26 protein-coding genes are annotated in these 23,535 nt (G+C 69.8%); 12 read left to right on the forward strand and 14 right to left on the reverse strand.

Features of this window, described 5'->3' with window-relative positions; all coding sequences use genetic code 11:
- Nucleotides 1–58: 58 nt before the first annotated feature.
- The 3 genes from CRYAR_RS35530 to typA form a co-directional block, all read right to left on the reverse strand.
- Nucleotides 59–1,801 carry an ABC transporter substrate-binding protein gene (locus tag CRYAR_RS35530; protein ID WP_035857544.1) on the reverse strand — a complete coding sequence of 581 codons (1,743 nt, stop codon included), beginning with the start codon at nt 1,799–1,801 and terminating at the stop codon, nt 59–61.
- A 29-nt stretch (nt 1,802–1,830) separates the two neighbouring features.
- Nucleotides 1,831–2,907 carry an ABC transporter permease gene (locus tag CRYAR_RS35535; RefSeq protein ID WP_084701394.1) on the reverse strand — a complete coding sequence of 359 codons (1,077 nt, stop codon included), beginning with the start codon at nt 2,905–2,907 and terminating at the stop codon, nt 1,831–1,833.
- Between the two features lie 313 nt (nt 2,908–3,220).
- Nucleotides 3,221–5,113, reverse strand: coding sequence for a translational GTPase TypA (gene typA, locus CRYAR_RS35540; protein ID WP_245620573.1), 1,893 nt, complete (start codon nt 5,111–5,113; stop codon nt 3,221–3,223).
- A 119-nt stretch (nt 5,114–5,232) separates the two neighbouring features.
- Here typA and CRYAR_RS35545 point away from each other — a divergent pair, with 119 nt between their 5' ends.
- The 5 genes from CRYAR_RS35545 to CRYAR_RS35565 all read left to right on the forward strand — a co-directional run bounded on the left by CRYAR_RS35545 (nt 5,233) and on the right by CRYAR_RS35565 (nt 9,688).
- Entirely contained in the window at nt 5,233–5,523 is a 291-nt protein-coding gene (locus CRYAR_RS35545; RefSeq protein WP_035857546.1) for a 4a-hydroxytetrahydrobiopterin dehydratase, read from the forward strand.
- 199 nt (nt 5,524–5,722) lie between these two features.
- Nucleotides 5,723–6,004, forward strand: coding sequence for a hypothetical protein (locus CRYAR_RS35550; protein ID WP_035869126.1), 282 nt, complete (start codon nt 5,723–5,725; stop codon nt 6,002–6,004).
- Between the two features lie 35 nt (nt 6,005–6,039).
- Complete coding sequence (locus CRYAR_RS35555; RefSeq protein ID WP_035857548.1) at nt 6,040–6,861, forward strand: hypothetical protein; 822 nt, start codon at nt 6,040–6,042, stop codon at nt 6,859–6,861.
- 5 nt (nt 6,862–6,866) lie between these two features.
- Nucleotides 6,867–8,903 carry a fumarate reductase/succinate dehydrogenase flavoprotein subunit gene (locus CRYAR_RS35560; RefSeq protein ID WP_051571368.1) on the forward strand — a complete coding sequence of 679 codons (2,037 nt, stop codon included), beginning with the start codon at nt 6,867–6,869 and terminating at the stop codon, nt 8,901–8,903.
- Nucleotides 8,903–9,688, forward strand: coding sequence for a succinate dehydrogenase/fumarate reductase iron-sulfur subunit (locus CRYAR_RS35565; RefSeq protein WP_035857550.1), 786 nt, complete (start codon nt 8,903–8,905; stop codon nt 9,686–9,688). Before CRYAR_RS35560 ends, CRYAR_RS35565 begins: the two co-directional genes overlap by 1 nt.
- On the opposite strand, the gene CRYAR_RS35570 is transcribed toward CRYAR_RS35565, so the two are convergent.
- A complete protein-coding gene (locus tag CRYAR_RS35570; RefSeq protein WP_035857553.1) occupies nt 9,685–10,248 on the reverse strand; it encodes a riboflavin biosynthesis intermediates N-glycosidase in 564 nt (187 codons plus the stop codon). The two genes, CRYAR_RS35565 and CRYAR_RS35570, sit on opposite strands and share 4 nt — an antisense overlap.
- A gap of 53 nt (nt 10,249–10,301) precedes the next feature.
- Here CRYAR_RS35570 and CRYAR_RS35575 point away from each other — a divergent pair, with 53 nt between their 5' ends.
- Together CRYAR_RS35575 and CRYAR_RS35585 are read left to right on the forward strand one after the other, a co-directional pair.
- Nucleotides 10,302–11,048, forward strand: a complete 747-nt coding sequence (locus tag CRYAR_RS35575) for an endonuclease V (RefSeq protein ID WP_063725811.1) — start codon at nt 10,302–10,304, stop codon at nt 11,046–11,048.
- Nucleotides 11,049–12,208: 1,160 nt separating this feature from the next.
- On the forward strand, nt 12,209–13,150 hold the full coding sequence (locus tag CRYAR_RS35585; RefSeq protein WP_084701398.1) for a CpaE/TadZ family protein: 942 nt from the start codon (nt 12,209–12,211) through the stop codon (nt 13,148–13,150).
- Here CRYAR_RS35585 and CRYAR_RS35590 read toward each other — a convergent pair.
- Both CRYAR_RS35590 and CRYAR_RS35595 read right to left on the reverse strand, forming a co-directional pair.
- Entirely contained in the window at nt 13,134–13,598 is a 465-nt protein-coding gene (locus CRYAR_RS35590) for an SRPBCC family protein (RefSeq protein ID WP_035857557.1), read from the reverse strand. The two genes, CRYAR_RS35585 and CRYAR_RS35590, sit on opposite strands and share 17 nt — an antisense overlap.
- Before the next feature lies 1 nt (nt 13,599).
- The gene (locus CRYAR_RS35595; protein WP_035857559.1) at nt 13,600–14,004 is read right to left on the reverse strand and encodes a (deoxy)nucleoside triphosphate pyrophosphohydrolase; all 405 of its coding nucleotides are present in this window, start codon (nt 14,002–14,004) and stop codon (nt 13,600–13,602) included.
- A 111-nt stretch (nt 14,005–14,115) separates the two neighbouring features.
- Here CRYAR_RS35595 and trxA point away from each other — a divergent pair, with 111 nt between their 5' ends.
- The 3 genes from trxA to CRYAR_RS35610 all read left to right on the forward strand — a co-directional run bounded on the left by trxA (nt 14,116) and on the right by CRYAR_RS35610 (nt 16,205).
- Nucleotides 14,116–14,499, forward strand: coding sequence for a thioredoxin (trxA, locus tag CRYAR_RS35600; RefSeq protein WP_035857561.1), 384 nt, complete (start codon nt 14,116–14,118; stop codon nt 14,497–14,499).
- Nucleotides 14,500–14,674: 175 nt separating this feature from the next.
- Nucleotides 14,675–15,937 carry an EAL domain-containing protein gene (locus tag CRYAR_RS35605; RefSeq protein WP_211247804.1) on the forward strand — a complete coding sequence of 421 codons (1,263 nt, stop codon included), beginning with the start codon at nt 14,675–14,677 and terminating at the stop codon, nt 15,935–15,937.
- Nucleotides 15,938–16,025: 88 nt separating this feature from the next.
- On the forward strand, nt 16,026–16,205 hold the full coding sequence (locus CRYAR_RS35610; RefSeq protein ID WP_035857563.1) for a DUF1059 domain-containing protein: 180 nt from the start codon (nt 16,026–16,028) through the stop codon (nt 16,203–16,205).
- Here CRYAR_RS35610 and CRYAR_RS35615 read toward each other — a convergent pair.
- The 7 genes from CRYAR_RS35615 to CRYAR_RS35645 form a co-directional block, all read right to left on the reverse strand.
- Nucleotides 16,189–17,280, reverse strand: coding sequence for a DNA alkylation repair protein (locus CRYAR_RS35615; protein WP_035857564.1), 1,092 nt, complete (start codon nt 17,278–17,280; stop codon nt 16,189–16,191). The genes CRYAR_RS35610 and CRYAR_RS35615 overlap by 17 nt on opposite strands.
- A gap of 76 nt (nt 17,281–17,356) precedes the next feature.
- Nucleotides 17,357–17,863, reverse strand: coding sequence for a GNAT family N-acetyltransferase (locus CRYAR_RS35620; RefSeq protein ID WP_035857566.1), 507 nt, complete (start codon nt 17,861–17,863; stop codon nt 17,357–17,359).
- A 4-nt stretch (nt 17,864–17,867) separates the two neighbouring features.
- Nucleotides 17,868–18,242, reverse strand: coding sequence for a VOC family protein (locus CRYAR_RS35625; protein WP_035857568.1), 375 nt, complete (start codon nt 18,240–18,242; stop codon nt 17,868–17,870).
- Nucleotides 18,243–18,291: 49 nt separating this feature from the next.
- Nucleotides 18,292–19,038 carry a class I SAM-dependent methyltransferase gene (locus CRYAR_RS35630; RefSeq protein WP_035857570.1) on the reverse strand — a complete coding sequence of 249 codons (747 nt, stop codon included), beginning with the start codon at nt 19,036–19,038 and terminating at the stop codon, nt 18,292–18,294.
- Nucleotides 19,039–19,084: 46 nt separating this feature from the next.
- Entirely contained in the window at nt 19,085–19,912 is an 828-nt protein-coding gene (locus CRYAR_RS35635) for a metal-dependent hydrolase (RefSeq protein WP_035857572.1), read from the reverse strand.
- A gap of 109 nt (nt 19,913–20,021) precedes the next feature.
- Nucleotides 20,022–20,531, reverse strand: a complete 510-nt coding sequence (locus CRYAR_RS35640; protein ID WP_035857574.1) for a methylated-DNA--[protein]-cysteine S-methyltransferase — start codon at nt 20,529–20,531, stop codon at nt 20,022–20,024.
- 15 nt (nt 20,532–20,546) lie between these two features.
- Nucleotides 20,547–21,989 carry a DNA-3-methyladenine glycosylase 2 family protein gene (locus CRYAR_RS35645; protein WP_035857576.1) on the reverse strand — a complete coding sequence of 481 codons (1,443 nt, stop codon included), beginning with the start codon at nt 21,987–21,989 and terminating at the stop codon, nt 20,547–20,549.
- Between the two features lie 76 nt (nt 21,990–22,065).
- On the opposite strand from CRYAR_RS35645, the gene CRYAR_RS35650 reads away from it, so the two are divergent.
- Both CRYAR_RS35650 and CRYAR_RS35655 read left to right on the forward strand, forming a co-directional pair.
- On the forward strand, nt 22,066–22,971 hold the full coding sequence (locus tag CRYAR_RS35650; RefSeq protein ID WP_035857578.1) for an alpha/beta hydrolase: 906 nt from the start codon (nt 22,066–22,068) through the stop codon (nt 22,969–22,971).
- A gap of 124 nt (nt 22,972–23,095) precedes the next feature.
- On the forward strand, nt 23,096–23,275 hold the full coding sequence (locus tag CRYAR_RS35655; RefSeq protein WP_035857580.1) for a hypothetical protein: 180 nt from the start codon (nt 23,096–23,098) through the stop codon (nt 23,273–23,275).
- Here the strand turns inward: CRYAR_RS35655 and CRYAR_RS35660 are convergent.
- A complete protein-coding gene (locus CRYAR_RS35660; RefSeq protein ID WP_035857582.1) occupies nt 23,251–23,430 on the reverse strand; it encodes a hypothetical protein in 180 nt (59 codons plus the stop codon). The two genes, CRYAR_RS35655 and CRYAR_RS35660, sit on opposite strands and share 25 nt — an antisense overlap.
- Nucleotides 23,431–23,535: the final 105 nt, after the last annotated feature.

The following is a 23,535-nucleotide window of genomic DNA, read 5'->3' on the forward strand; positions in this document are numbered from 1 at the left end:
CTCCCAGCCGAGTGCTCCGGTCGGCCGCCGAACCGACGGCCGACCGGAGCAGCAGTGACTACTTGACGTACAGGTTGTTCAGACCCGAGTTGCCGTACGGCTTGCTCAGGTAGATGCCGCCGATCTTCGAGCCGTACAGGGTCGTCTGCTTGTCGTAGATGACCGGGATGGTCGGCGCGAGGCGGGTCATGATGTCCTTGTCCAGCGCGCCCCAGGCCTTGTCGGCCTCGGTCAGGTCGGACAGCCCGAGGATCCGGACGATCTCCTCGTTGGTCTTCGGGTCGTTCAGGTACGCCGTGTTGTTGTTGCCTTCCGGCGTGATCCGCTTGCCGTCCCACAGCGGCGGGATGACCGTTCCGGCTCCCGGCCAGTCCGAACCCCAGCCGTACATGTACATGTCGAACTGGTTGTTCTTCTTTCCGATGACCGTGTAGTACTGGTCCTCGTCGACCGGCTGGATCGTGAGGTCGACACCGGCCGGCTTCAGGCTGCTCCGCAGGAACGCGGCGATCGCCTGGTTGCGCTCGGTGTTGCGGTAGGCGTAGGTCAGCTTGACGGTCTTGCCGCCGAGCAGCTCCTTGGCCTTCTCGATGTTGCCGGTGGCGCCGCCGTCGTAGGCGTTGTACTTGTCGTAGCCCGACGTCGTCGGCGAGAGCAGCGTGGTGCCCGCCTCACCGGCGTAGGAGCCCCAGACCTTCAGCAGGCCCTGGCGGTCGATCGCGTAGTTCAGCGCCTGGCGCAGCTTGAGGTCGGTGACCCGCTGGGTGTTGAAGTTGATCTGCCAGACGTACTGCGTCGGGCCGGTCAGGATCCGGTCCTTGGCCTGCGCAACGGCCTTCGGGTAGACGCTCGCCGGGATCGTCATGTCCTGGAAGGTCAGCGCGGTCTGGGCCGCACCGGCGTCGGAGATCAGCAGCTCGCTGGCCTGCTCGGCGGTCCGGGTGAAGTCGACGACGTACTGGTCCGGGAAGTCGTGCCGGATCGGGTCGGTCTTCGGGTCCCAGTTCTCGTTACGCACCAGCACCATCTTCTGGGTGCGGTTGTACGTCTGGATCTTGTACGGGCCGGACGAGAACGGCCGGTTGTCGTACTGGATCTTCGTGTCACGCGCCGGCGGCACCGGCGACGAGGTCGGCAGCGCCATCGCGAACGGGGTGTCCGCGTGCGCCTCCGGGAACGTGAAGATGATCGTCTTCGCGTCCGGGACCTGGACACCCGGCGGGGTCTTCGCGCCGCCGTTGTACGGGCCCTTGTACTTCGCGTTGTAGTCCGCGCTACCGGCCAGCCACTGCTGGATGTAGTGCGGGCCGTTCGGCAGGTCCGGGCTGAACGAGCGGGCGATGCCGTACGCGACGTCCTGGGCGGTGATCGCCGAGCCGTCCTCGTACTTCAGGCCGTCCTTCAGCGTGTACTTCCAGGTCTTGCCGCCGTTGGACTCCTCGCCGGTGTTCGTGGCGAGGTCACCCACGACCTCGAGCTTGCCGTCGCCGTTCTCCCGGTACTGGGTCAGCGTCCGGTACAGCAGGTTCGAGCCGGTCGTCTGCGACGGCACGACGTAGTTCTGCTGCGGGTCGAGGTGCTCGAAGTCGCCGCTGGTGTACAGCGTGACGGTGCCGCCCTTCTTGGCACCGGAAACCTCGGGAGCGGGTCCGTCCGAGTTCTCCGCGAGCGTGGCGGTCTGCGTCTCCGCCTTCGTCGATTCGCCGGTGGTGTCGTTGTCGCCGGTGTTCTTGCTGCAGCCGGCAGCGGCGAGCGCCACCGCAAGGACGCCGACGCTCAGCATCCGTACTGGTCGTCGCACGGTTACCTCTCTTCTTCCCAAGGAACCGGTCATCGCGCTGACCGGGGATCAAGTGCGTCGCGCAGCGAGTCACCGAACAGGTTGAACGCAAGCACGAGCAAGAACAGGGCGATGCCGGGGAAGAACGCGTACGCCGGGTCGGCGGACACGTAGCTGGTGGACCGGAAGATCATCCGACCCCAGTCCGGCACCGGTTCGGTGACACCGATACCGAGGAACGACAACGCCGCCTCGGTCGTGACGTACTGCGGCACCGCCAGCGAGAACGTCACCAGGATCGGCGCCCACAGGTTCGGCAGCAGCTGCCGGAAGATGATGTGCCGGGTGCCCGCGCCGGCCGCGCGGGCGGCGTCGACGAACTCGCGTTCGCGGAGCGAGAGAACTTGGCCTCGGACGAGCCGGCACGTGCTCATCCAGCCGAACGTCACGAGCACGCCGACGACGACGTAGATGCGTGATTCGACACTCGGTTGTTTCTGCACGGAACCCGTGATCAAGGTGTTGATGATCGGAATTGCCGCGAGCGAGAAGATGATGAAGGGAAACGCCAGTAGCAGGTCGGTGATCCAGCTGATCACCGAGTCGACCCAGCCGCCCAGGAAACCCGAGACCAGGCCCATGACCACGCCGATCACCGTGCTGAAGACCGCGGCCGCGAATGCGATCCCGAGTGACGTCCGGGCGCCGTAGACCAACTGCACGAAGATGTCGCGGCCGAGCTGCGGCTCCAGGCCGAACCAGTGCTCGCCGCTGACTCCGCCCAGGTAACCGAGCGGATAGCCGATCGAGTCGAGCTCGTCCCCGAAGAGCTGGTCCTTGTTAATTCCGTAGGCGGACACGATCAGGTCTGCGAAGATCGCGACCAGAAGGAAGAACACCAGCACGACGACGCTGGTCACCGCGACTTTGTCGCGGCGCAGGCGCAGCCAGGCGAGTTGTCCGGGTGAGCGGCCCTGAACCTTGGGCTGCTTGTCACCGCGGTCGCCGGGCTCGTCTCCGGCGGCCGGCGCGAGCACCGCCTCCGTGTCGAGCGGCAGGACGGGGCCGGGACCGCTGAGGCCGCCGGCCGCTTCCGTCGCGGGTCGATCGCCGCCGACATGGCTCATCGCTGGCGTTCTCCTTCCTTGTATTACGGAGCGTCAGCACAAAGTTGCAGCATGCAACACATACGGGTCGTCCCGTTGTGACGTGCAGATGCCGGTCTGCGTCGCCCCGCCGAAAAGCTACGCGAATGTTCATTACGGCGAGGCGTCCCCAGCCCACAATCGTGTAACAGCTCAATCACGGACGTCGAGCCGACGCGACAGCGCGTAGCAGTGTCGTCTACGGATTTAACTTCGGTATCAATTCGCTAACGGCACCGGGCCGGTAAAACAAAACCGCCCCGGGCGAGTGGCCCGGGGCGGTATGAGCGCCGAATTACGCCGGCGGGTTGGCCCACTTGCGGCGGCCGCGCGTCTTCTCCCGCTCGTGGCCGGAGAGCACGACCTTCCGGATCCGCACGGTGGCCGGGGTGACCTCGATGCACTCGTCCTCACGGCAGAACTCGAGCGCCTGCTCCATCGACATCTGCCGGTAGGGGATCAGCGGCACCAGCACGTCGCCGGACGACTGGCGCATGTTCGTGAGCTTCTTCTCCTTGGTCGGGTTGACGTCCATGTCGTCGGACCGGGAGTTCTCGCCGACGATCATGCCCTCGTAGACCTCGGTGCCCGGCCCGACGAACATCACGCCCCGCTCTTGGAGGTTCGCCAGCGCGAACCCGGTGGTGGGGCCCCGCCGGTCGGCGACGAGCGAACCGGTCGGACGCGTACGCAGCTCGCCGTGCCACGGCTCGTACTTCTCGAAGACGTGGTGCAGCAGGCCGGTGCCGCGGGTGTCGGTGAGGAACTCGGTGCGGAAGCCGATCAGGCCACGCGCAGGAACCAGGTACTCCATCCGCACCCAGCCGGTGCCGTGGTTGACCATCTGCTCCATCCGGCCCTTGCGCAGGGCCATCAGCTGCGTGACGACCCCGAGGTAGTCCTCCGGGATGTCGATGGTCAGCCGCTCCATCGGCTCGTGCACCTTGCCGTCGATCTCCCGGGTGACGACCTGGGGCTTGCCGACGGTGAGCTCGAAGCCCTCGCGGCGCATGATCTCGACCAGGACGGCGAGCTGCAGCTCACCGCGGCCCTGGACCTCCCAGGTGTCGGGCCGCTCGGTGGGGAGCACGCGGATGCTCACGTTGCCGACGAGCTCGGCGTCGAGCCGGCTCTTGACCAGGCGGGCGGTGAGCTTCTTGCCGCTCTCGCCGGCCAGCGGCGAGGTGTTGATGCCGATCGTCATCGAGATGCTGGGCTCGTCGACCGTGATGACCGGCAGCGGACGCGGGTCCTCGGGGTCGGCGAGCGTCTCACCGATCGTGATCTCGGGGATACCGGCGATCGCGATGATGTCGCCGGGGCCCGCCGACTCGACCGGCTTGCGCTCCAGCGCGTCGGTCATCAGCAGCTCGGTGATCTTGACCCGCTCGATCGAGCCGTCGGCCCGGCACCAGGCGGCCTGCTGGCCCTTCTTGATCGTCCCGTTGTGCACCCGGCAGAGCGCCAGGCGGCCCAGGTAGGGCGACGAGTCGAGGTTCGTGACGTGCGCCTGCAGCGGGACGCTGGGGTTGAACTTCGGCGCCGGGATCGTCTCCAGGATGGCGTCGAACAGCGGCTTGAGGTTCTCGCTGTCGGGCAGGCTCGCGTTCGCCGGCCGCTCGAGCGAGGCCCGGCCGGCCTTCGCGCTGGCGTAGACGATCGGGAACTCGATCTGGTGCTCGTCGGCGTCCAGGTCGAGGAACAGCTCGTACGCCTCGTCGACGACCTCGGCGATGCGGGAGTCGGGCCGGTCGACCTTGTTGACGACGAGGATCACCGGCAGCTTCGCCTCGAGCGCCTTGCGCAGCACGAAGCGGGTCTGCGGGAGCGGGCCCTCGCTGGCGTCGACGAGCAGCAGGACGCCGTCGACCATCGAGAGGCCGCGCTCGACCTCACCGCCGAAGTCGGCGTGGCCGGGGGTGTCGATGATGTTGATCGTGGTGTCGCCGTACCGGACCGCGGTGTTCTTCGCGAGAATGGTGATGCCCTTCTCGCGCTCGAGGTCCATCGAGTCCATGACCCGGTCGTCGACGTCCCCCTGCTCCCGCTGGTGCTCGCTGAACGCACCGGACTGCCAGAGCATGGCGTCGACAAGCGTGGTCTTACCGTGGTCGACGTGCGCGACGATCGCGACGTTGCGCAGATCCTCGCGGCGGGACAGCACCGTGTCTACGGACTGGGCGGGCATGACGAGGTCGCTCCTGGAGTTGTTCGGGGTTCGCCCGCGACGCAGATGACACCGGGCCAAACGCCATTCTACGGGGCTCCGCACTTGCTGGTTCCGCGCGGAAGGTCCACGGTCGGACCATGGCTGACATCACGCTCGGTGCGGACGAGATCACGGCGGCACTCGCGACCCGGCCGGAGTGGTCCGGGGACCCGACGGGGATCCGTCGAACGGTGGAAGCCGAGTCCTTCCCGGCCGCGATCGCGCTCGTCGACCGGGTCGCGGTCGTCGCCGAGCAGCGCGACCACCATCCCGACATCGACATCCGGTGGCGGACGGTCACGTTCGCGCTCGTCACCCACTCGGCCGGCGGGGTCACGGCGAAAGATCTCGACCTGGCGTCCGAGATCGATGCACTCGTCACCGGCTGAACTGATTCCGTGACGTCTCGATTCAGACTTTGCACGATAAAGACCCAATCGCGGCGCGCCGGTTAGCCGTAAACGCTTCCCGTGTGGGATGGATCACGGCAGACTGCCGGTACGTAGGGTCGACGCGCACAGGGGCGCCGGCGGGCTGACGATGCCCGGCGTCCCCGAACCGCGTCGAGGCGCCACGGAGGTGGTCACGATGTCGGTGCGTGCGAACGAAACCACGGAGCTCGCCCAGGTCAGGCGCGCGCTTCTCGAACTCGACCGGGCGGTCGGTCAGCTGCAGGCCCAGCACACCGAGACGCTCGGCGTGCGGCGGCTCGTGAGTGACGTCCGCCGGCTCATCGAGGACCTGGACGAGATCGGTGAACTTCCGCCCGCGCGGGCCGAAGAACCTCGCCTCCACTACGTGTCCGACACGCCCTATCCACCGGACCTCTGGCGTGATTGTGACGACGAAGGCCTCGGCGGCCGCAGGTAGGCCACGCACATAACTTCACAGGAGCCACCCCAGGCATGAGTGCACCCCCTATCCCCCCAGCTGTCTCCCCCGCTAGCGAGCCCCGCGCACGCGCGAAGATCCGCGTCCGGACGCTACGCACGGATCGCTGGTGGCTGACCCCGCTGCTGACCGTCCTGGGCCTGGTGGCCTGGATCGCCTACGCGACCGTGCGGGCGTTCATGCAGAAGTACTACTGGGTCGACGACTACCACTACCTGACGCCGTTCTACTCGCCCTGCGTCTCCACCGGCTGCGTGCCGGAGGCCGCGCACTTCGGGCGGGTGCTGCCGGACGTCTGGTTCATCCCGTACGCCGCGCTCAGCCTGCCGTTCCTGCTGCTGTTCCGGCTGACCTGCTACTACTACCGGAAGGCGTACTACCGGTCGTTCTGGCTCTCGCCGCCGGCCTGCGCCGTGGCCGAGCCGCACGCGAAGTACACCGGTGAGACCCGCTTCCCGCTGATCGGGCAGAACGCCCACCGCTACGCGTTCTACGCCGCGTTCCTGATCTCGATCATCAACACGTTCGACGCGTTCGCGGCGTTCCGGTCGGGTGACGGCTTCGGCTTCGGGCTGGGCAACGTGATCCTGCTCGCCAACGTCGTCGCGCTCTGGGCGTACACGTTGTCGTGCCACTCCTGCCGGCACATCGTCGGCGGGCGGCTCAAGCACTTCTCCAAGCACCCGGTCCGGTACCGGGCCTGGACATTCGTGTCGCGGCTCAACGGCAAGCACCAGGAACTGGCGTGGCTCACGCTCGGCACGCTCGCCTTCACGGACTTCTACGTGATGGCGCTGGCGGCCGGCTGGTTCTCCGATCTGCGATTCGTCGGGTGAGTTCAATGACCAACATCGAGAAGCATTCCTACGACGTCATCGTGATCGGCGCCGGAGGCGCCGGTCTGCGCGCGGCGATCGAGGCCCGCCAGCAGGGCATGCGGACGGCGATCATCTGCAAGTCGCTGTTCGGCAAGGCCCACACGGTGATGGCCGAGGGCGGCGCGGCGGCCGCCATGGGCAACGTCAACAGCAAAGACAGCTGGCAGGTGCACTTCCGCGACACGATGCGCGGAGGCAAGTTCCTCAACCACTGGCGCATGGCCGAGCTGCACGCCCGCGAGGCGCCGGAGCGGATCTGGGAGCTGGAGACCTACGGTGCGCTCTTCGACCGCACCAAGGACGGCAAGATCAGCCAGCGCAACTTCGGTGGCCACGAGTACCCACGTCTCGCGCACGTCGGCGACCGCACCGGCCTCGAGCTGATCCGGACGCTGCAGCAGAAGATCGTCAGCCTCCAGCAGGACGACAAACGCGAGCACGGCGATTTCGAGAAGTACCTGCGGGTCTTCCACGAGGTGACGATCAGCGAGCTGCTCAAGGACGGCGACCGGATCTCCGGGGCGTTCGGCTACGCCCGCGACGACGGCCGGTTCCTGCTGTTCGAGGCACCCGCGGTCGTGCTGGCCACCGGTGGCATCGGCAAGTCCTTCCAGGTGACGTCGAACTCGTGGGAGTACACCGGCGACGGGCACGCGCTGGCACTGCGGGCCGGCGGCACCCTCGTCAACATGGAGTTCGTGCAGTTCCACCCCACCGGGATGGTCTGGCCGCCCTCGGTCAAGGGCATCCTGGTGACGGAGTCGGTGCGCGGTGACGGCGGCGTGCTGACGAACTCCGAGGGCAAGCGGTTCATGTTCGAGTACATCCCGGACGTGTTCAAGGACAAGTACGCGACCACCGAGGAAGAAGCCGACCGCTGGTACACCGACGCCGACAACAACCGGCGTCCCCCGGAGCTGCTCCCCCGCGACGAGGTCGCGCGCGCGATCAACTCCGAGGTGAAGGCCGGGCGCGGCTCCCCGCACGGCGGCGTCTACCTGGACGTGTCGAAGCGGCTGCCCGCCGACGAGATCCGGCGCCGCCTGCCGTCGATGTACCACCAGTTCAAGGAGCTGGCCGACGTCGACATCACGGCCGAGCCGATGGAGGTCGGGCCGACCTGCCACTACGTGATGGGCGGGGTCGAGGTCGACCCGGACTCCCAGGCCGCGGTCGGCGTCGCCGGTCTCTTCGCGGCCGGCGAGGTGTCCGGCGGCATGCACGGCTCCAACCGCCTGGGCGGTAACTCCCTCTCCGACCTGCTGGTCTTCGGGCGCCGGGCGGGTTCGTACGCCGCGGAGTACGTCTCCGGTCTGGAAGGCCGCCCGTCCGTGCTCGACGCCGACGTCGACGACGCGGTGTCGTTCGCGCTGACGCCGTTGGAGCGCTCCGACGGCGAGAACCCCTATCAGGTGCAGCTCGACCTGCAGAAGGCCATGCACGAACTGGTCGGCATCATCCGGAAGGCGCCGGAGATCGAGAACGCCCTGTCCACGCTGGTTTCGCTGCGGGAGCGCGCGTCCACGGTCTCGGCCGCCGGCGGGCGGACCTACAACCCGGGCTGGCACGTCGCGCTGGACCTGCGCAACCTGCTCGTCGTCGCGGAGTGCGTGGCCAGGGCCGCGCTGATCCGTGAGGAGAGCCGCGGTGGTCACACCCGGGACGACTTCCCGGAGATGTCCGCGCAATGGCGGCAGCGCAACCTGATCTGCTCGCTGCGCAAGGACGAACCCGGCGTAGCCGTCCGCGAACAGCCGCTGCCGACGATGCCGGTCGAGCTGCTCTCGTTGTTCGACCGATCGGAGCTGTCGAAGTACCTCACGTCCGACGAGCTTTCCGTGTTGGCTTCCGAACCGGACGCACCGCCCGCGGTGGTGGCCGCCGCCCGGCAACCGGCGGACGACGAGTCACGCGACTCGTCGCCCGAGACGGTCGCGGACGAGCGCAGTACCACCGGCGACGCGGTGGGTAGGAGCCATTCCGAGGGAAGCAGGGGCTGATGGGCTACCAGGCGAAGTTCCGGGTCTGGCGCGGCGCCGGCCGTCCCGACGAGACGATCACGGCCGCCGAGGCCGACGGAGCGCTGCACGACTACGAGGTCGAGGTCAACGAGGGCGAGGTCGTTCTCGACGTCATCCACCGGCTGCAGCAGACCCAGACGCCCGACCTGGCCGTGCGGTGGAACTGCAAGGCCGGCAAGTGCGGGTCGTGCTCGGCGGAGATCAACGGCCGGCCGCGGCTGATGTGCATGACCCGGATGACGACGTTCGCCGAGGAAGAGACCGTCACGGTCACTCCGATCCGGACGTTCCCGCTCATCCGCGACCTGGTCACCGACGTCTCGTACAACTACGAGAAGGCGCGGGAGATGCCCGCGTTCTCGCCGCCGCCGGGGGTGGAGCCGGGCGAGTACCGGATGCAGCAGGTCGACGTCGAGCGTTCGCAGGAGTTCCGGAAGTGCATCGAGTGCTTCCTCTGCCAAAACACCTGCCACGTGGTGCGTGACCACGACGAGAACAAGCCGGAGTTCGCCGGCCCGCGGCTGTTCATCCGGGCGGCCGAACTCGACATGCACCCGCTGGACTCCCGCGCGGACCGTAAAGAGTTCGCGCAGGCCACCCAGGGCATCGGCTACTGCAACATCACGAAGTGCTGCAGCGAGGTGTGCCCCGAGCACATCCACATCACCGACAACGCGATCATTCCGATGAAAGAACGCGTCGTCGACCGCAAGTACGACCCGATCACCTGGCTCGGCAACAAGATCGGCCGCCGCAAGAGCTAGGGGCGCGCCGGGCTTGGGAGCACGGCCCCGCCGAGATGGGCCCTGACTTCGGTCAGGGCCCATCCGAGCAGGTTGAGGCCGCGCCATTTCGACGGCGTGCGGGCGTGGGGGGCGTCGTCGGCCAGGCCGATGCCCCAGATGCGGTCGAGCGGGCTCGCCTCGACCAGGACCCGGTCACCGGTGCCGCGCAGATACCCGGCGAGCTCCGGATCGCGGAACTTGGCCCGGTTTCCCTCGACCACGATGTCGAAGCGGTGGGCCTTCCAGGCCTTCTCGTCGAAGTTACGCACGGTCTGGCCGAGCTTCTTCACGAGCATCGGGTGCTCGGCGGCCAAAATCTTCGCGAGCGCTTCGTCGTCGCCGAACAGCCGGGCCTTGCCGGCCATCATCCAGTGCTCGGCGCTTCGGTACTCCACGCCTTCGACCGTGAACGGCTGCTGCCACCACTGGCTCAAACGGCCCGGGCCGGGCAGCGCTTTCCAGAAGAACAGGAAGTCGATGGTCTCGCCCGCGGCCTCACGCCGGGCGAGGGAATCGAGGTACTGCGCGGGCGTCGGCATTCCCGCACAGTGGCAGAGGGGTACGACAGAAGGCACCCGAATAACCTGGGGGCATGACCGACTGGCCGACCACCGAGGCCGAAGCGGTCGCCGTGCAGGATGCGCTGCGCGGCACGGTGCTTCGCTCCGGCCCCCCGCTCGAGATGCTGCGCCTCGCGGCCGGCGTCGACGTGGCCTACGACACCGCGTCGGATCTGATCGCCGGGGCCGTGGTCGTGCTCGACGTGGCCACCCGGCAGCCCGTGGCGCAGGCCACCGTCGTCGGCCGGGCCGCTTTCCCCTACGTGCCCGGCCTGCTCGCGTTCCGTGAGATCCCGATCCTCACCGAGGCGCTGCGGCGGCTGCCGGTCCGGCCCGACGTGCTGGTCTGCGACGGCTACGGCCTGGCCCACCCACGCCGGTTCGGTCTCGCCTGCCACCTGGGCGTGCGCACCGACCTACCGTCGGTCGGCGTCGCAAAAACGCCATTTGTCGGACGCGCCGAGGGTGGCCCCGGTGATCGCCGGGGCGCCACCGCCGACCTTCTCGACGGCACCGAGGTCATCGGACGCGCGCTGCGTACCCGGGACGGCGTCAAGCCGGTGTACGTCTCGATCGGTCACCGCGTCGACCTCGACACCGCGTGTGCGCTGACGCTCGCGCTGAGCGCCGGATATCGGCTCCCGGAGACCACCCGGCAGGCCGACTCCGCGTGCCGAGCCGCCCTTCGGGGTGCACTTTCCCGCCGGAATGGGACTTCCGAAGATCCGTTCGTTAGCCTGACTGCGGTAATCGGAGAGGACGGGAAGGCCGCACCGTGACGAGTTCCGAGCCTGGTCGACAGGGTTGGCAAGGGTCGGTCCTGCGAGACCTCGCGCCTGAGCCCACCAGCACCAACGGCCATCAGGTCAGCGTCGGACCGGACCTGGATCCGGACGATTCGACGGCGACGCAGCGGGTCGATCCGGCCGCGTTAGGCGTCACCGCGCCGATTCCGACCGCGTTCCCACCGAACGCGGACGAGGCCGGCGCGGAGGCCACCACGATGCTTCCGCACGGTGAGTTGCCATCGTTGATCCCGACGCAGAGTTCCGCGGCGAGCTCCCCCGAGGCCATCACACCGGCCACGTCCTTCCCGCCGTTGCCGCCGCTGTCGTCGGCGCCGTCGCCGTCGCCGTCGCCGTCGCCCGATCCGAACGGGTTTCCGCCGCCGCCGGGCGCGCCGTACGCACCGGTGTCGGGCCAGCCGTTCCCGAACGGCGCCGCGGGTTTTCCGCCGGTCTATTCGGCTTCGGACGCGGGGTTTCCGCCGCCGAACGGGTACGGGGGCTCGCCGTTCAACGGTGTGCCGACCTCGGGGGTGCCGGGGGGTGGGGGCGGTACGTCTGGTTTTCCGGCGTCAGGTTTTCCGGCGTCAGGGTCAGGTGCGCCGGGGGTGCCTGGGTCCGGGGTGCCGGGACCGCAGCCGGACGGGACGGTTCCGGGAGCACCGGTGCCGGGGAGTCAGGTTCCCGGGGGGCAGGTTCCCGGCGTGCAGGTTTCCTGGGCGCAGGCTTCCGATGGCCAAGGTCCGGGGGCTGGAGTTTCCGGGGGGCAGGTTCCTGGGGTGCAGGTTTCCTGGGCACAGACTCCCGAGGGCAATACGCCGGGAGCTGGGGTTCCTGGAGCAGGGATCCCTGGGGCGCCGGTGCCCGGCGCGGGGGTGCCCGGCGCGGGGGTGCCCGGCGCGGGGGTGCCCGGCGCGGGGGTGCCCGGGGACCAGATTCCGGGAGGCCCGATTCCTGGGGGTCTGGCCCCAGGGGGTCTGGCTCCTGGTGGCCCGGTTGCTGGGGGGCCGGTTGCTGGGGGGCCGGTTCCGGGGGCGCACGTTCCCGGCGGTCATGTTCCCGGCGGGTACATGCCCGGGGCTCAGGGCGCGTCGCAGCCCGGTGGCGGCTTTCCGGGCGGGGCGCCGCAGGGGTTACCGCCGGGGCAACCTCCGATGCCCCAGGGCCCCTCCAAGGTCTTCGGCCCCGACGCGACGCCCGTCCAGCAGCAATGGACCCCCTCGGGCCTGCTCCCGATGCCCGAACACGCCGACAACCGGTTGCAGCGCCTGCGCAGCAGCGTCCGCGGCGCCGGCCGCAGCACCCGCGGAGCCGACGACGTCGCCGGCGAACTCGGCGCACCGGTCACCACCGGCCGCCGCATCGCCGTCCTCGGCATCCGCGGCGGATCCGGCAAGAGCACCGTCGCCGCGCTGCTGGTCAGCGCCTACGCCACCCACCGCGGGGACCGCGTGCTCGCCGTCGACGCCGACCCCGACCTGGGCTCGCTCGGCCTGCGCCTGGGCGCGAGCTCCCCCACCTCGCTGGCCAACCTCGGCAAGGTGCCGCGGGTGTGGTCGACGCTCGACGAGGCCGAACGGTGCCTCGGCCGCAGCCAGTCCGGCGCCTGGATCCTCTCCGGCGAGCGAGGTTCGGCCGCTCCGGAGACCGTGGCCCCCAACGCCTACTTCGGCGTCCTGCACGGCATCAGCCGGTACTTCGCGGTCACGGTCGTCGACGCCGGCGCCGGCATGGTGACGCCGCTCAACCAGGCCGTGCTCTCCGACGCGCACGCGATCGTCCTCGCCACCCCGGCGAGCATCGACGGCGTGGTCAGCGCCCGCCGGGCGCTGGAGTGGATCCGCGAGTGGAACCCGCAGCGCCTTCAGCAAGCCATGATCGCGCTGACCGCCATGTCACCTCAGGCCGTGGGCATCGACCTGAACCGCACCGCTGAGGCGTTCGCCCCGTTCGGCGTGGTCCCGGCCCTGTTGCCCTACGACCGGCACCTGGCGACCGGTTCGACGATCGAGCCCTGGCGTCTCGGCGAGCGCACGCGCAACTCGGCCGTGCAACTCGCCGCCGCCACGCTGGCGAAAGCTAGGGCGCTGCCCTGACTTCGGCCCGCCGCTTGAGGTGGGCGTTGCGCGCGGTCAGGATCCCGAGCAGCTGACGCCGCACCGCCACCTCGTCGGCGAGACGGCCGAGCAGACCGAGCGGTGACTCCCACTCGATCCGGTCGGTCACCAGCGTCCCGGCGCCGGTCTCGACGAACACGTGGTCGTGACGCAACGCGCGGAACGGACCTCGCACCTGCTCGTCGCTGAACCCGTGCGGCGCGTCGACGTCCACCACCCGCGCGTCCAGTGCGAACGGGAGCCCGAAGTGCCGGGCGCGGAAACACACCAGGTCACCGGCCTCCAGCAACCCGTTCACCCGACCCGGCGCGACCGTGCGCTCGGCGGTGTGCACGAGTGCGGCGGTGTGTTCGCGGACGTCCCGCGCGAGGTCGAACACCAGCGCCGCCGGGGCGTGGATCAACGTCGTCGTGATGAGAACCGGCACGTCACACCGTCGCCAGCCGGACCCGGAGCTCGTCGATCAGCGGCGCGTCGGCGGGCAGCCAGGCGACGTCGTCGAGCTCGGTGGCGTCGAGCCAGCGCAGCGCCGCGTGTTCGAGGGCGGTGGGCTCCCCCGCGACGAGGCGCGCGATCCACACCCGCAGCACCCAATGGTCGCGCTCCAGGGGCAGGTCACCGCCGAGCCGCTCGACGAGCTCGATCTCCACGCCGAGCTCTTCCCGACATTCCCGGACGATCGCGACCTCCTCGGGCTCCCCCGGCTCGACCTTGCCGCCGGGGAACTCCCAGCCCCCGGCCAGTGCGGGAGGCTCGGCGCGCTGAGCGGCCAGCACCTGACCACGGTCGTTGACGATCGCTGCTCCGACGACGACCAGCAGAGGGGTGACCACCGCCCCAGCCTGCCAGAGGTTCTCTTATCGGTCGGACGGGGCACTCAAGGAAGGATCTGACCGACTGCCGCGTTGTTCTGACACGACAAGCGACAACCGAGGGAGACACCGATGGCCACGGTGGAACTGACCACCGAGAACTTCAACGAGACGCTGGCGCGCGATGGAATTACGCTGGTGGACTTCTGGGCTAGCTGGTGCGGTCCGTGTCGCCAGTTCGCGCCGGTGTTCGAGAAGGCCTCCGAGGCTAACGACGACATCGTGTTCGGCAAGGTCGACACCGAGGCTCAGCAGCAGCTGGCCGCCGCCTTCGACATCCAGTCGATCCCGACGCTGATGGTGATCCGCGACCGCGTCGTGCTCTACGCCCGCCCGGGTGCGCTTCCCGGTGACGTACTCGATGACCTGATCGGCCAGGCGCGTGCCCTCGACATGGACGAGGTGCGCAAGCAGGCCGAGGACACCGAGGCCGCAGATGCCGGGACGCAGGCCTAGGCCATGTCCTGCGAATCTCGCTCGCAGGACACGGCCTAAGCACCACTGACCTGGGAGATCGGGGCGTTGCCCCGCATCTCTCAGGTTTTGTGTTTTCGGCCCGATGGGCTACCCGACGTGTCACCACGGAAGACCAGGGCGAGGGCATGCGCGACGCGGGTGAAGAGTCGGCCGGATGAGCAGCCCACTGGTGACAGGGCTCACCGAGCCGGGCTACGACCCGCTCGACGACTCCTCCTCGTGGTGGGGTGGCCAGAAGATCCGCTCTCGCCCGACGATGCCGCCCGACCCGGCCGCGCTCCGGCGCCAGTCGGCCTGGCGCACCGCGATCACCGAGGTGCTGGCCGCGCCCGAGCAGATCCGCGTCGTGTTCCAGCCGATCGCCGACCTCGCCCGGGGCACCGTCGCCGGCTACGAGACGCTGGCACGCATCGACGCGCCGGTTCCGGGCGTCGGCGACCGCCTCGCTCCCGACCAGTGGTTCGGCGCCGCCGAGGAGAACGGGCTCGGCCCCGCCCTGGAGAGCGTGGTGATCACCCGGGCCCTGGCCCGGCTCGGCGAGCTGCCACCGAACGCGTTCCTCACGGTGAACGTCAGCCCGCACCTGCTCGGCTCGCCGGAGCTCGACGCGGCGTTCGGCAGCGTCTCCGAGCTCTCCCGCGTCGTCGTCGAGCTGACCGAACACGTGGCCTTCGGCGACCTGGCGTCGATCACCGCCGAAACCCACCGGCTGCGTGCGGCCGGTGCGCTGATCGCGGTCGACGACGCCGGCAGCGGTTACGCCGGCCTCCAGCAGATCCTCGAGCTCCGTCCGCAGCTGGTGAAGCTCGACCGGGCGCTCGTCGCGGGCGCCGACCGAGACCCGGCCCGAGCGGCGCTGGCCGAGTTGCTCGGCCAGTTCGCCGGCCAGCTGGACGCGTGGCTGTTGGCCGAGGGCATCGAGACCGTCGGAGAACTGGCGACGTTCTGCCGGATGGGCGTACCGCTCGGCCAGGGATGGCTGCTCGGCCGCCCGGCCGACCAGATGGTGCCGCTGGCCGAGGAGGTGCGATCGCGGATCCTGGCCGAGACCTCCCGGGTGGCAGCGACCGAAGCGATCGCCAGCGTGATGCTCAGCAAGGTGGCCGTCACGACCGCGGACCGCGTGGAGGCCACGACTTCGACCGACCCCACGGTCGTGGTGGACGCCGGCGGCTCGCCGGTCGCGATCTTCGCACCGGACCCTCGGGACGGCGAGGTCCGGCAGCTGCCGGTGAGCCTGCGGGTGCTCGCCTCGGACGCCGCCGAGGACGTGCTGATGCGTGCCCTGACCCGGCCCTCGGCGCACCGTTTCGACCCGGTGGTGTGCACCGACGGCTGGGGTCAGGTGATCGGGCTCGTGCTGATGGACGAGCTGACCCGGCACGTCGTCGGGGCGCGAGACACCGCTCACAGCTGAACGCCTCAGGCGCGCCCACAACGAGCCGATCCTGCGAAAGCCGCCCCTCATCCGGCTCGGGCGGTTTCCCTGCGAACGGAGACCGGTCATGAAGCACTTCGCCTGTGGTGACGTCGTCCGCGGTTGTACGGCGGTGTTCGTCGGCGACACCGACGACGAGATCCTGGCCCTGGTGGGCCGGCACGCCCGCACCGACCACGGGCTGGTCGACCTGCCGGGAGAACTCGTCGCCGCAGTGCGGAGCGCCATCACTACTCAGGCCGCTTGAGTAGGGAGAACTCGGTACGACCGGCGGCGACGCCGTTGAGCTGCAGCTCGAGGGCGTGCAGCCCCGGGTGGTAGCGGCGGGTGGTGATCTCGCGGAACGAATGGCTCCGCGAGATCTCCCGCCGCTCGCCCGGGGCCAGCGTCGCGGTGGTGAGCTTGAACGTCTTCCCGGTGAGCCGCCCGTCGGCTTTCCGGTGGTGGACGACGTAGTCCACGGCGACGACGGCCGACTCGTCGGTGAGGTTGGTGACCGCCGCGGTGAAGTGCAGTGCGCCCCCGTACGGGACCTCCACGGCCGCCAGCGTCGGCCCGACCACGTCGAGCGTGGCGCCCGTGGTGAAGCCCAGCAGTGCCAGCGCCGCGGGATCACCCTTCTTGACCAGCGTGCGCAGGGCGTGCCGGACCAGCCGCTCGGTGTTCTCGTCGGGTGCCGCCAGCCAGCCCGCCGCGGTCGACACGACCAGCTCCGGATGATTCCGGCTCAGGTCGTTGAGGTGGTTGGCCACCGACCGGCGTACGTACTCGCTCTCGTCGCGGTAGAGCGCGGTGAGGATCGGGATCGTCGCGCGCGGCCGGGCCAGGATCGCCGGTACACGTTTCGCCCAGGGAAGGAACGGGCGCGTGCCCTCCGACGCCAGCCGACGGACGTGCTCGTCGGGTGATTCCGCCCAGTCCAGGACGATCGGGAGCGCCCGGTCCAGGTCGTGGGCGAGCAGCGCCCGGATCGCGAACTCACCGCTCAGCCGCGGGGTGAGCTCCGCGAGCAGGGCGAAAACGTCGACGAACGCCGCATCGCCGCCGCTTTCCAGTGCGCGGGTGGCAGCCGCGGTGGTGACCGGCCAGATGCCCCAGCCGCCGAGCGCCGCCGCCCGGATCGTCGCCGCGAACGAGTCGTAGCCGCCGGGCAGGTCGGCGAGGAGTGCGTCGCGGATCAGGTCGCTGCGCTCACGGAGCGGAAGATCGCCGAGCTCGACCCGGCGCAGCGCGGTGAACGGGTTCTCCGGAGCCGCCGCGGTGAGCGCGCGGGTCAACGCGGCCAGCGCGGGTGCGCCAAGCAGTTCGTCGGCGAAAGGCATGACCGCATCCTGCGCCGGGGGTACGACAGTTCCGCACCGCGTTCCGGCGCTGACCCGCGGAGGTCAGCTCCGGCTTCTACTTCCGTTCGATCGCGAACATCAGCGAGTCGCGCCAGACCCCGCGCACGAGCACGTGGTCGACCAGGTGGTCGACCTGCTCGAGCCCGGTCTTGGTCAGCACCCGGGCCGACGCGAGGTTCTCCGGCGAGCAGGTCGCCTCGATCCGCTTCAGCCCCAGGGGCCCGAACCCGTGGTCGACGAGGAGCCGGGCGGCCTCGGTGGCGTAACCGCGGCCCCAGTACGCGCGTGCCAGCGTGTACCCGAAAACGCCGAGGTCGTCGCGCACCTGCATCTCGACGCCGCCGATCACGTCGCCGGAGTCACGCAGCTCCACCGCGAACGGATGCACCGACGACGGCGGGGCGACGACCGCGCGGATGAACTCGGCGGTGTCGGCGGGGGTGTTGGGGCCCCAGTCGGTGAACCGGGTCACCTCGGGGTCCGAGGCGTACCGGTGAACGGCCGCCTCGTCCGTGGACCGGAACGGGCGCAGCCGCAACCGTGCCCCGAGGAGTTCGCTCACGGCCTCACCCCAGCGGTCCCGCGACGCCGACGAGGTTGCCCTCGGGGTCGACGAACTGCCCGACCTGGAAGTCGCCCGACGCCGGTTCCGGCCCCAGCACCCGGATGCCACCCAGCCGCTCGGCGTCGCACAGGGCGGCCTCCACGTCCGGCACCGCGACGTAGAACAGCACCCGGGGCCGGTGGCCCTCGCCCCCGCCGACCCCACCGTTGATGCCGGCGGTGCTCGCCTCGATGAAGCCGTACTCGCCCGGCTGGGAGACCGTGTCGGTCGTGGCGTCACCGACGCCGTACTCCCAGTCGAACAGCGCGCCGTAGTAGTCGCGGAGCTTCGCCGGCTCCGCGCCGATGATCTCGAAGTGCACAACCGGTCGTCCCATGGCCTTCTCCTCACTCGTTTTCAGAATGACGAAGGACACCAACGGTTTTCTACTTCACCGCGACGATCCGGAGCCGGCGGTAATCGGCCCACCAGGCCCCGTTGCGCCAGAGCACCTCGTGCACGCGCTCCTCCAACGTCCGGAAGAACACCGCCTCGTCCACGCCGTCGAGCAGGAACGCGGCGAACATACGCACCCAGTTCTCCAGACCGGCGGTGCCGTCGAGCACGGTGGGGCGATCGAACAACCACGCCGAACGGACCTCGAGCCCGGCCCGCTCCACCACCCTCGCGTACTGCGCCACCGACGGGTAGTACCAGGGCGTCCGCGCCGCCGGCAGGCCCGCTTCCGCCCGGACCTCCTGCGCGGCGCCGACGATCGTGCCGACGTTGCCGGAGCCGCCGAACTCGGCGACGAACCGGCCGCCGGGCCGCAGTGCCTTGGCCACCGACGAGGCGACCCGCCACGGCTGTGGCACCCAGTGCAGCACCGCGTTGGAGAACACCGCGTCGTACCGGTTCTCGACGCCCAGCTTCCGGGCGTCCGCGACCGAGAAGTACGGGAAGTCGGGGTACTTCTCCTCGGCGCGGGCGATCATCTCGGCGCTGGCGTCGACGCCGTCGGCGACCACCCGGCGCGAGCGCAGCAACGCCACGTGGTCACCCGTGCCGCAGCCCAGGTCGAGCACGCGCTCACCGGGGAGCGCGGCCAGCAGTTCGAGCAGATCCTGCCCGTACGAGGCGACGAAACCGTGGTGACGGTCGTACAGCGCGGCATCCCAGGTCTGCGTGCTCATGCCTCCGACCTTATCGGTGTTCTCACGATTCAGGAATACCGTCTCATTATGTGGAGGAGAGTTGACCCAGCAGCCGGCTGAGCAGCGCTGCGACACCAGGCACGCTGACGATCACTCCCAGCACGGCCAAAACGGTGAACGCCGGCACCAGCACCGTGCGCTCCACCGTGCCACCGGCGCGCACCGCGATCTTGTCGGGCATACCGATCTCGTACCACCGTTCCCCACGGATCGGCAGCGGCCACAGCACCGGACAGCCCGCCTTCGTGATCATGTCGCCGAACGTGTGCACCACGCAGCCGATGCCGACCGAGAGACCGAGCAACGGATAGCCCCGGTCGGCGGGCAACGTGTCGATCGCGACGTACGCGGCGGCCGCGGACAGCGCGGTGACGATGATCCATCCGGACGCCTTCACCGCATCCGCCATCAGGCCGCGGATGCCGAGTCCGAAGAGGAAGAACAACGCGATGGCCACGGCCGTCTTGCCGTACTGCTCAGCCAGGTAGCCTGTGCCGGCACCGAGCCCGGCAGCGAACAGCCAGGTGTGCGTGAACGTGCGGTGGCCGTTGCGTCGCTTGCCGTCGCGCTTCGAGCGAGTGAGCTTGTAGACGCCGAGCGAGAACTTCTCCACGCATTCGGCGAGGAACAACGAGACGACGCCGAACGTGCGGGCCACCGTGGCGCCGCCCTGGTTCTTGGTCACCTTGCCCGAGGTGTCCAGGTCAGGCAGTAACGCGGCCCCAGCGCACGCGACCGTGTAGGTCGTCAGCTCGATCGGCGACTGCATGTAATGACCGAGTTGGGCCGCCACCGCGGAGCCGACCAACCAGGCGGCCGCTCCGGAGATGGCATGGGTAGGCCCCATGACCATGCGCGCTCACTTTCCACTGTGTACGTCGGAGATCCACGGTAGAACCTCGGCGAAACCCGCACAGTGAAGCACGCAGCGTTCGACCAACCGGACAGCGACACGCGTGAAATCAAACGTCTGTGCGAGCCTCGTGATCGAGGAGCCGACGCTTGACCTGGACGCCCCAGCGGAATCCGCCGAGCGTGCCGTCCTGCCGTAGCACGCGGTGACACGGCACGAACAACGCGGCCGCGTTGCGGGCACAGGCCGACGCCGCGGCCCGGATCGCGGCCGGGTTGCCGGCCAGCCGGGCGTACTCCGTGTAGGTGATCGCCGAGCCCGGCGGCACGGTACGCAGGACCTCCCAGGCCTGCTGCAGGAACTCTCCGGACCGCTGGCGAACGGGGATCGCGTCGATGGCCGTGAGGTCGCCCTCGTGGTACTGCACGATCGCCTTGGTGACGTCACCCAGCTCGGCCCGGGCCGAGAACTCGGCCGGACGCAGCGACGGATGGATGATCCCGATCAGATCCTCGATCGTGCTCGTCCAGCCGCTGGCCAGCACGGTGCCGTCGGTCTCGATCGCGGTGAACGGGCCGATCCGGGTGTCGACCGTGGCGTAGTAGGTCGGGGAGGACATGACGTCCGTCCTTTCTCACTGGTGTTCGGATTGCCACAGGTGGAGCACGGCGTACGACCGCCACGGGCGCCAGCGGCTCGCGTAGTCGTCAAGCGCGTGCGGTGTCCCGGGCAGCCCGAGGCGCGCGGCCGCGCGTCGGACCCCGAGATCACCGGGGAGGAACACATCGGGAGCTCCGGTGGCGCGGAGCGCGATGTAACCGGCGGTCCAGGGCCCGATGCCGGGGATCTCCTGGAGAACCGCCAACGCGTCGGCGGGGTCGGTGCCGGAATCGAGGACGAGGTCACCGCTGGCGAGCGTGGCGCACAGCGCGAGCAACGATCGCGCCCGGCTGGCCGGCATCGGCAGGTCGGCCGGGGTGAGTTCGGCCAGCACACCGGCCGACGGGAAGACGCGTGCGCCTTCGGGCTCGACCGGGTCGCCGTAGGCCTCGGCCAACCGGCCGGCGACCGTGCGGGCGGCCGCCACCGACACCTGCTGGCCGAGCACCGCGCGGACCGCGAGTTCCGTACCGTCGACCGCGCCCGGAACACGCAGGCCCGGGTGCGCGGCGACGAGCCCTTCGAGCACCGGGTCGGTGGCCAGCGCGCTGTCGACCGCGACCGGGTCGGCGTCCAGATCGAGCAGGCGCCGGCAGCGGTGCACGGCGGTGCCGAGATCGCGCAGGTCCGCGAGCGTCAGCTCGGCGCGGACGTACCCGGCGGCCGGAGTGAGCGCGACCGCGCCGACCCCGTGCGGGAGCCGGAGCGTTCGCTGATAGGTGTCCCCGTCGATCCGCTCGACCCCCGGCACCGCTCTGGCTCCGAGGAAGCCCCAGAGCGCCGCGGCGTCGAACGGCTCCCGGTACGCGAGCCGAAGACTGATCACGCCGGGGCCGCCGACCGCCTTCGAGCCGCGCTTGACCCGCAGCTCGCTCGGCGTCGACGCGAACACCTCACGCACGGTGTCGTTGAACTGCCGGATGCTGCTGAACCCGGCCGCGAACGCGACCTCGGCGAACGGCAACGCGGTGGTTTCGATCAGCGTGCGCGCGATCTGCGCCCGCCGGGCCCGCGCCAGTGCGAGCGGCCCCACGCCGAGCTCGGCGATGAGTTGCCGGTTGAGATGGCGGGCCGAGTAGCCGAGCCGCTGGGCCAGGCCACTGACGCCGTCGCGCTCGACGACACCATCGCTGACCAGCCGCATCGCCCGCCCGACCAGGTCGGCACGCAGATCCCAGTCGGGCGAGCCGGGCGCCGCGTCGGGCAGGCAGCGCAGGCAGGCCCGGAAGCCCTCGGCCTGCGCTGTCGCCGGGGTGCGGTAGAAGCGGACATTGCTGCGCTTCGGCGTCATCGCCGGGCAGCTCGGGCGGCAATAGATGCCGGTGGACGTCACCGCGAGCACGAACTGCCCATCGAACCGCGAGTCGCGGCTGCGAGCGACGCGGTAGCAGAAATCGGGGTCGAGTAGAGCGGTCACGACAACGATCCTGCCCTGCGGACCCCCTCGGAGGCTGGCGGGAATCGGACCTGTGCATAACGTGCGATCCTGTGGCGTGACCGAAACGGATTTCGAGTTCCACAGCGACGGGCTGGCCCTTGCCGGCGTCCTGCGTGTCCCGTCCGGCCAGGCCCCGGACGGCGGTTGGCCGGCGCTCGTGTTCACCGGTCCGCTCTCCGGCGTCAAGGAGCAGGTCGTCGGTGGATACGCCGAGCGCCTGACCGCGGCCGGGTACGTCACGCTGGCGTTCGACCACCGGAACTTCGGCGCGAGCGACGGGGAGCCCCGTCAGCACGAGGACGCCGCGGGCAAGCTCGCCGACCTCCGCGACGCGGTCAGCGCGCTGGGGATCCACCCGGCCGTCGACGCCGCCCGCATCGGTGCGGTCGGGGTCTGCCTCGGCGGCGGGTACGCGCTGCGGTTCGCCGCGTTCGACCCGCGGATCAAGGCGGTGGCGTGCATCGCCGGTGGGTACAACGACCCCGCCGCGATGCGCTCGGCGATGGGTGCCGACGGCTACCGGGCGCAGCTCGCGCACTTCGCCGAATCCGCCGCCGAGCAGTACCGCACCGGGCAGGTCGACTACCTCGCCGCGGTGTCCGGCGACGAGGACGAACCGGCGGTGATGGCCGGCGCCGAGCCGTTCGCGTACTACGGCACCGAGCGCTCGGCGAGCCCCGGCTGGGTCAACCGGCTCACCCGGCAGACCGTCCGCGAGCTGATCACGGTGGACCTGGCCATCGGCGCCGACTTCCTCGGGCCGACGCCGCTGCTCGTCGTCCACGGCACCACCGACGCGTTCTGCTCGCCCGACGGCGCACGAGCGGTGTTCGAACGGGCGACCGGTCCGAGCGAGATCCTCTGGCTCGAGACCACGAACCACATCGATCTGTACGACCGCCCCGAGTACGTCGACCCGGCCACGGAGCGCATGGCCGAGTTCTTTACCGGACATTTGTGACAAGTTCCGGATTCGGCTGTGATGATTGTCCGCCGGATAGCTGACAGCATTCACTTGTCAGGCACGACACAATAAGTGGAGCCGAAACACTAACTCGCGCGATGCTCCGGGGGGTGATCGACCCATGACGCTGGCGAACGCATCGAGCCACCCCCTCGGTGCCCACCGGGTCACCGCCGCCCCGGCCGCGGAGGCCGGCCTCTGGACCCGCGCCGTCGACAAGGTCAAGGAACGCCGCCGCCGACGCTACGTGGCCGCCGTCAAGCGCCGCCTACGCCGCTACGACCCGCCATCGGGCAAGTAGGACACCTCCTCCTCGAGCCGCTCGAGCTTGGCCTGGTTCCGGGCCCGCACACCGTGGCGCCGACGCAACGCGTGGAACGCCCGCTCGGCGGCCTTGCGTTCGACCCTGGTCGCCCGCTCGGCCGCGAGCTGATCGACCCACGACTCCGGCTGCACGCGAACGACCGTAGCCAGCGCCCGGCCCCTCGGCCGACGGCGAACAGCGCCCGGTGGGCATCCAGCCGGTATGTGGACAGCAGCACACCGCCCCACCCAGGTGCT

Origin of the sequence: Cryptosporangium arvum DSM 44712, assembly GCF_000585375.1 — a bacterium.
GTDB lineage: Bacteria > Actinomycetota > Actinomycetes > Mycobacteriales > Cryptosporangiaceae > Cryptosporangium > Cryptosporangium arvum.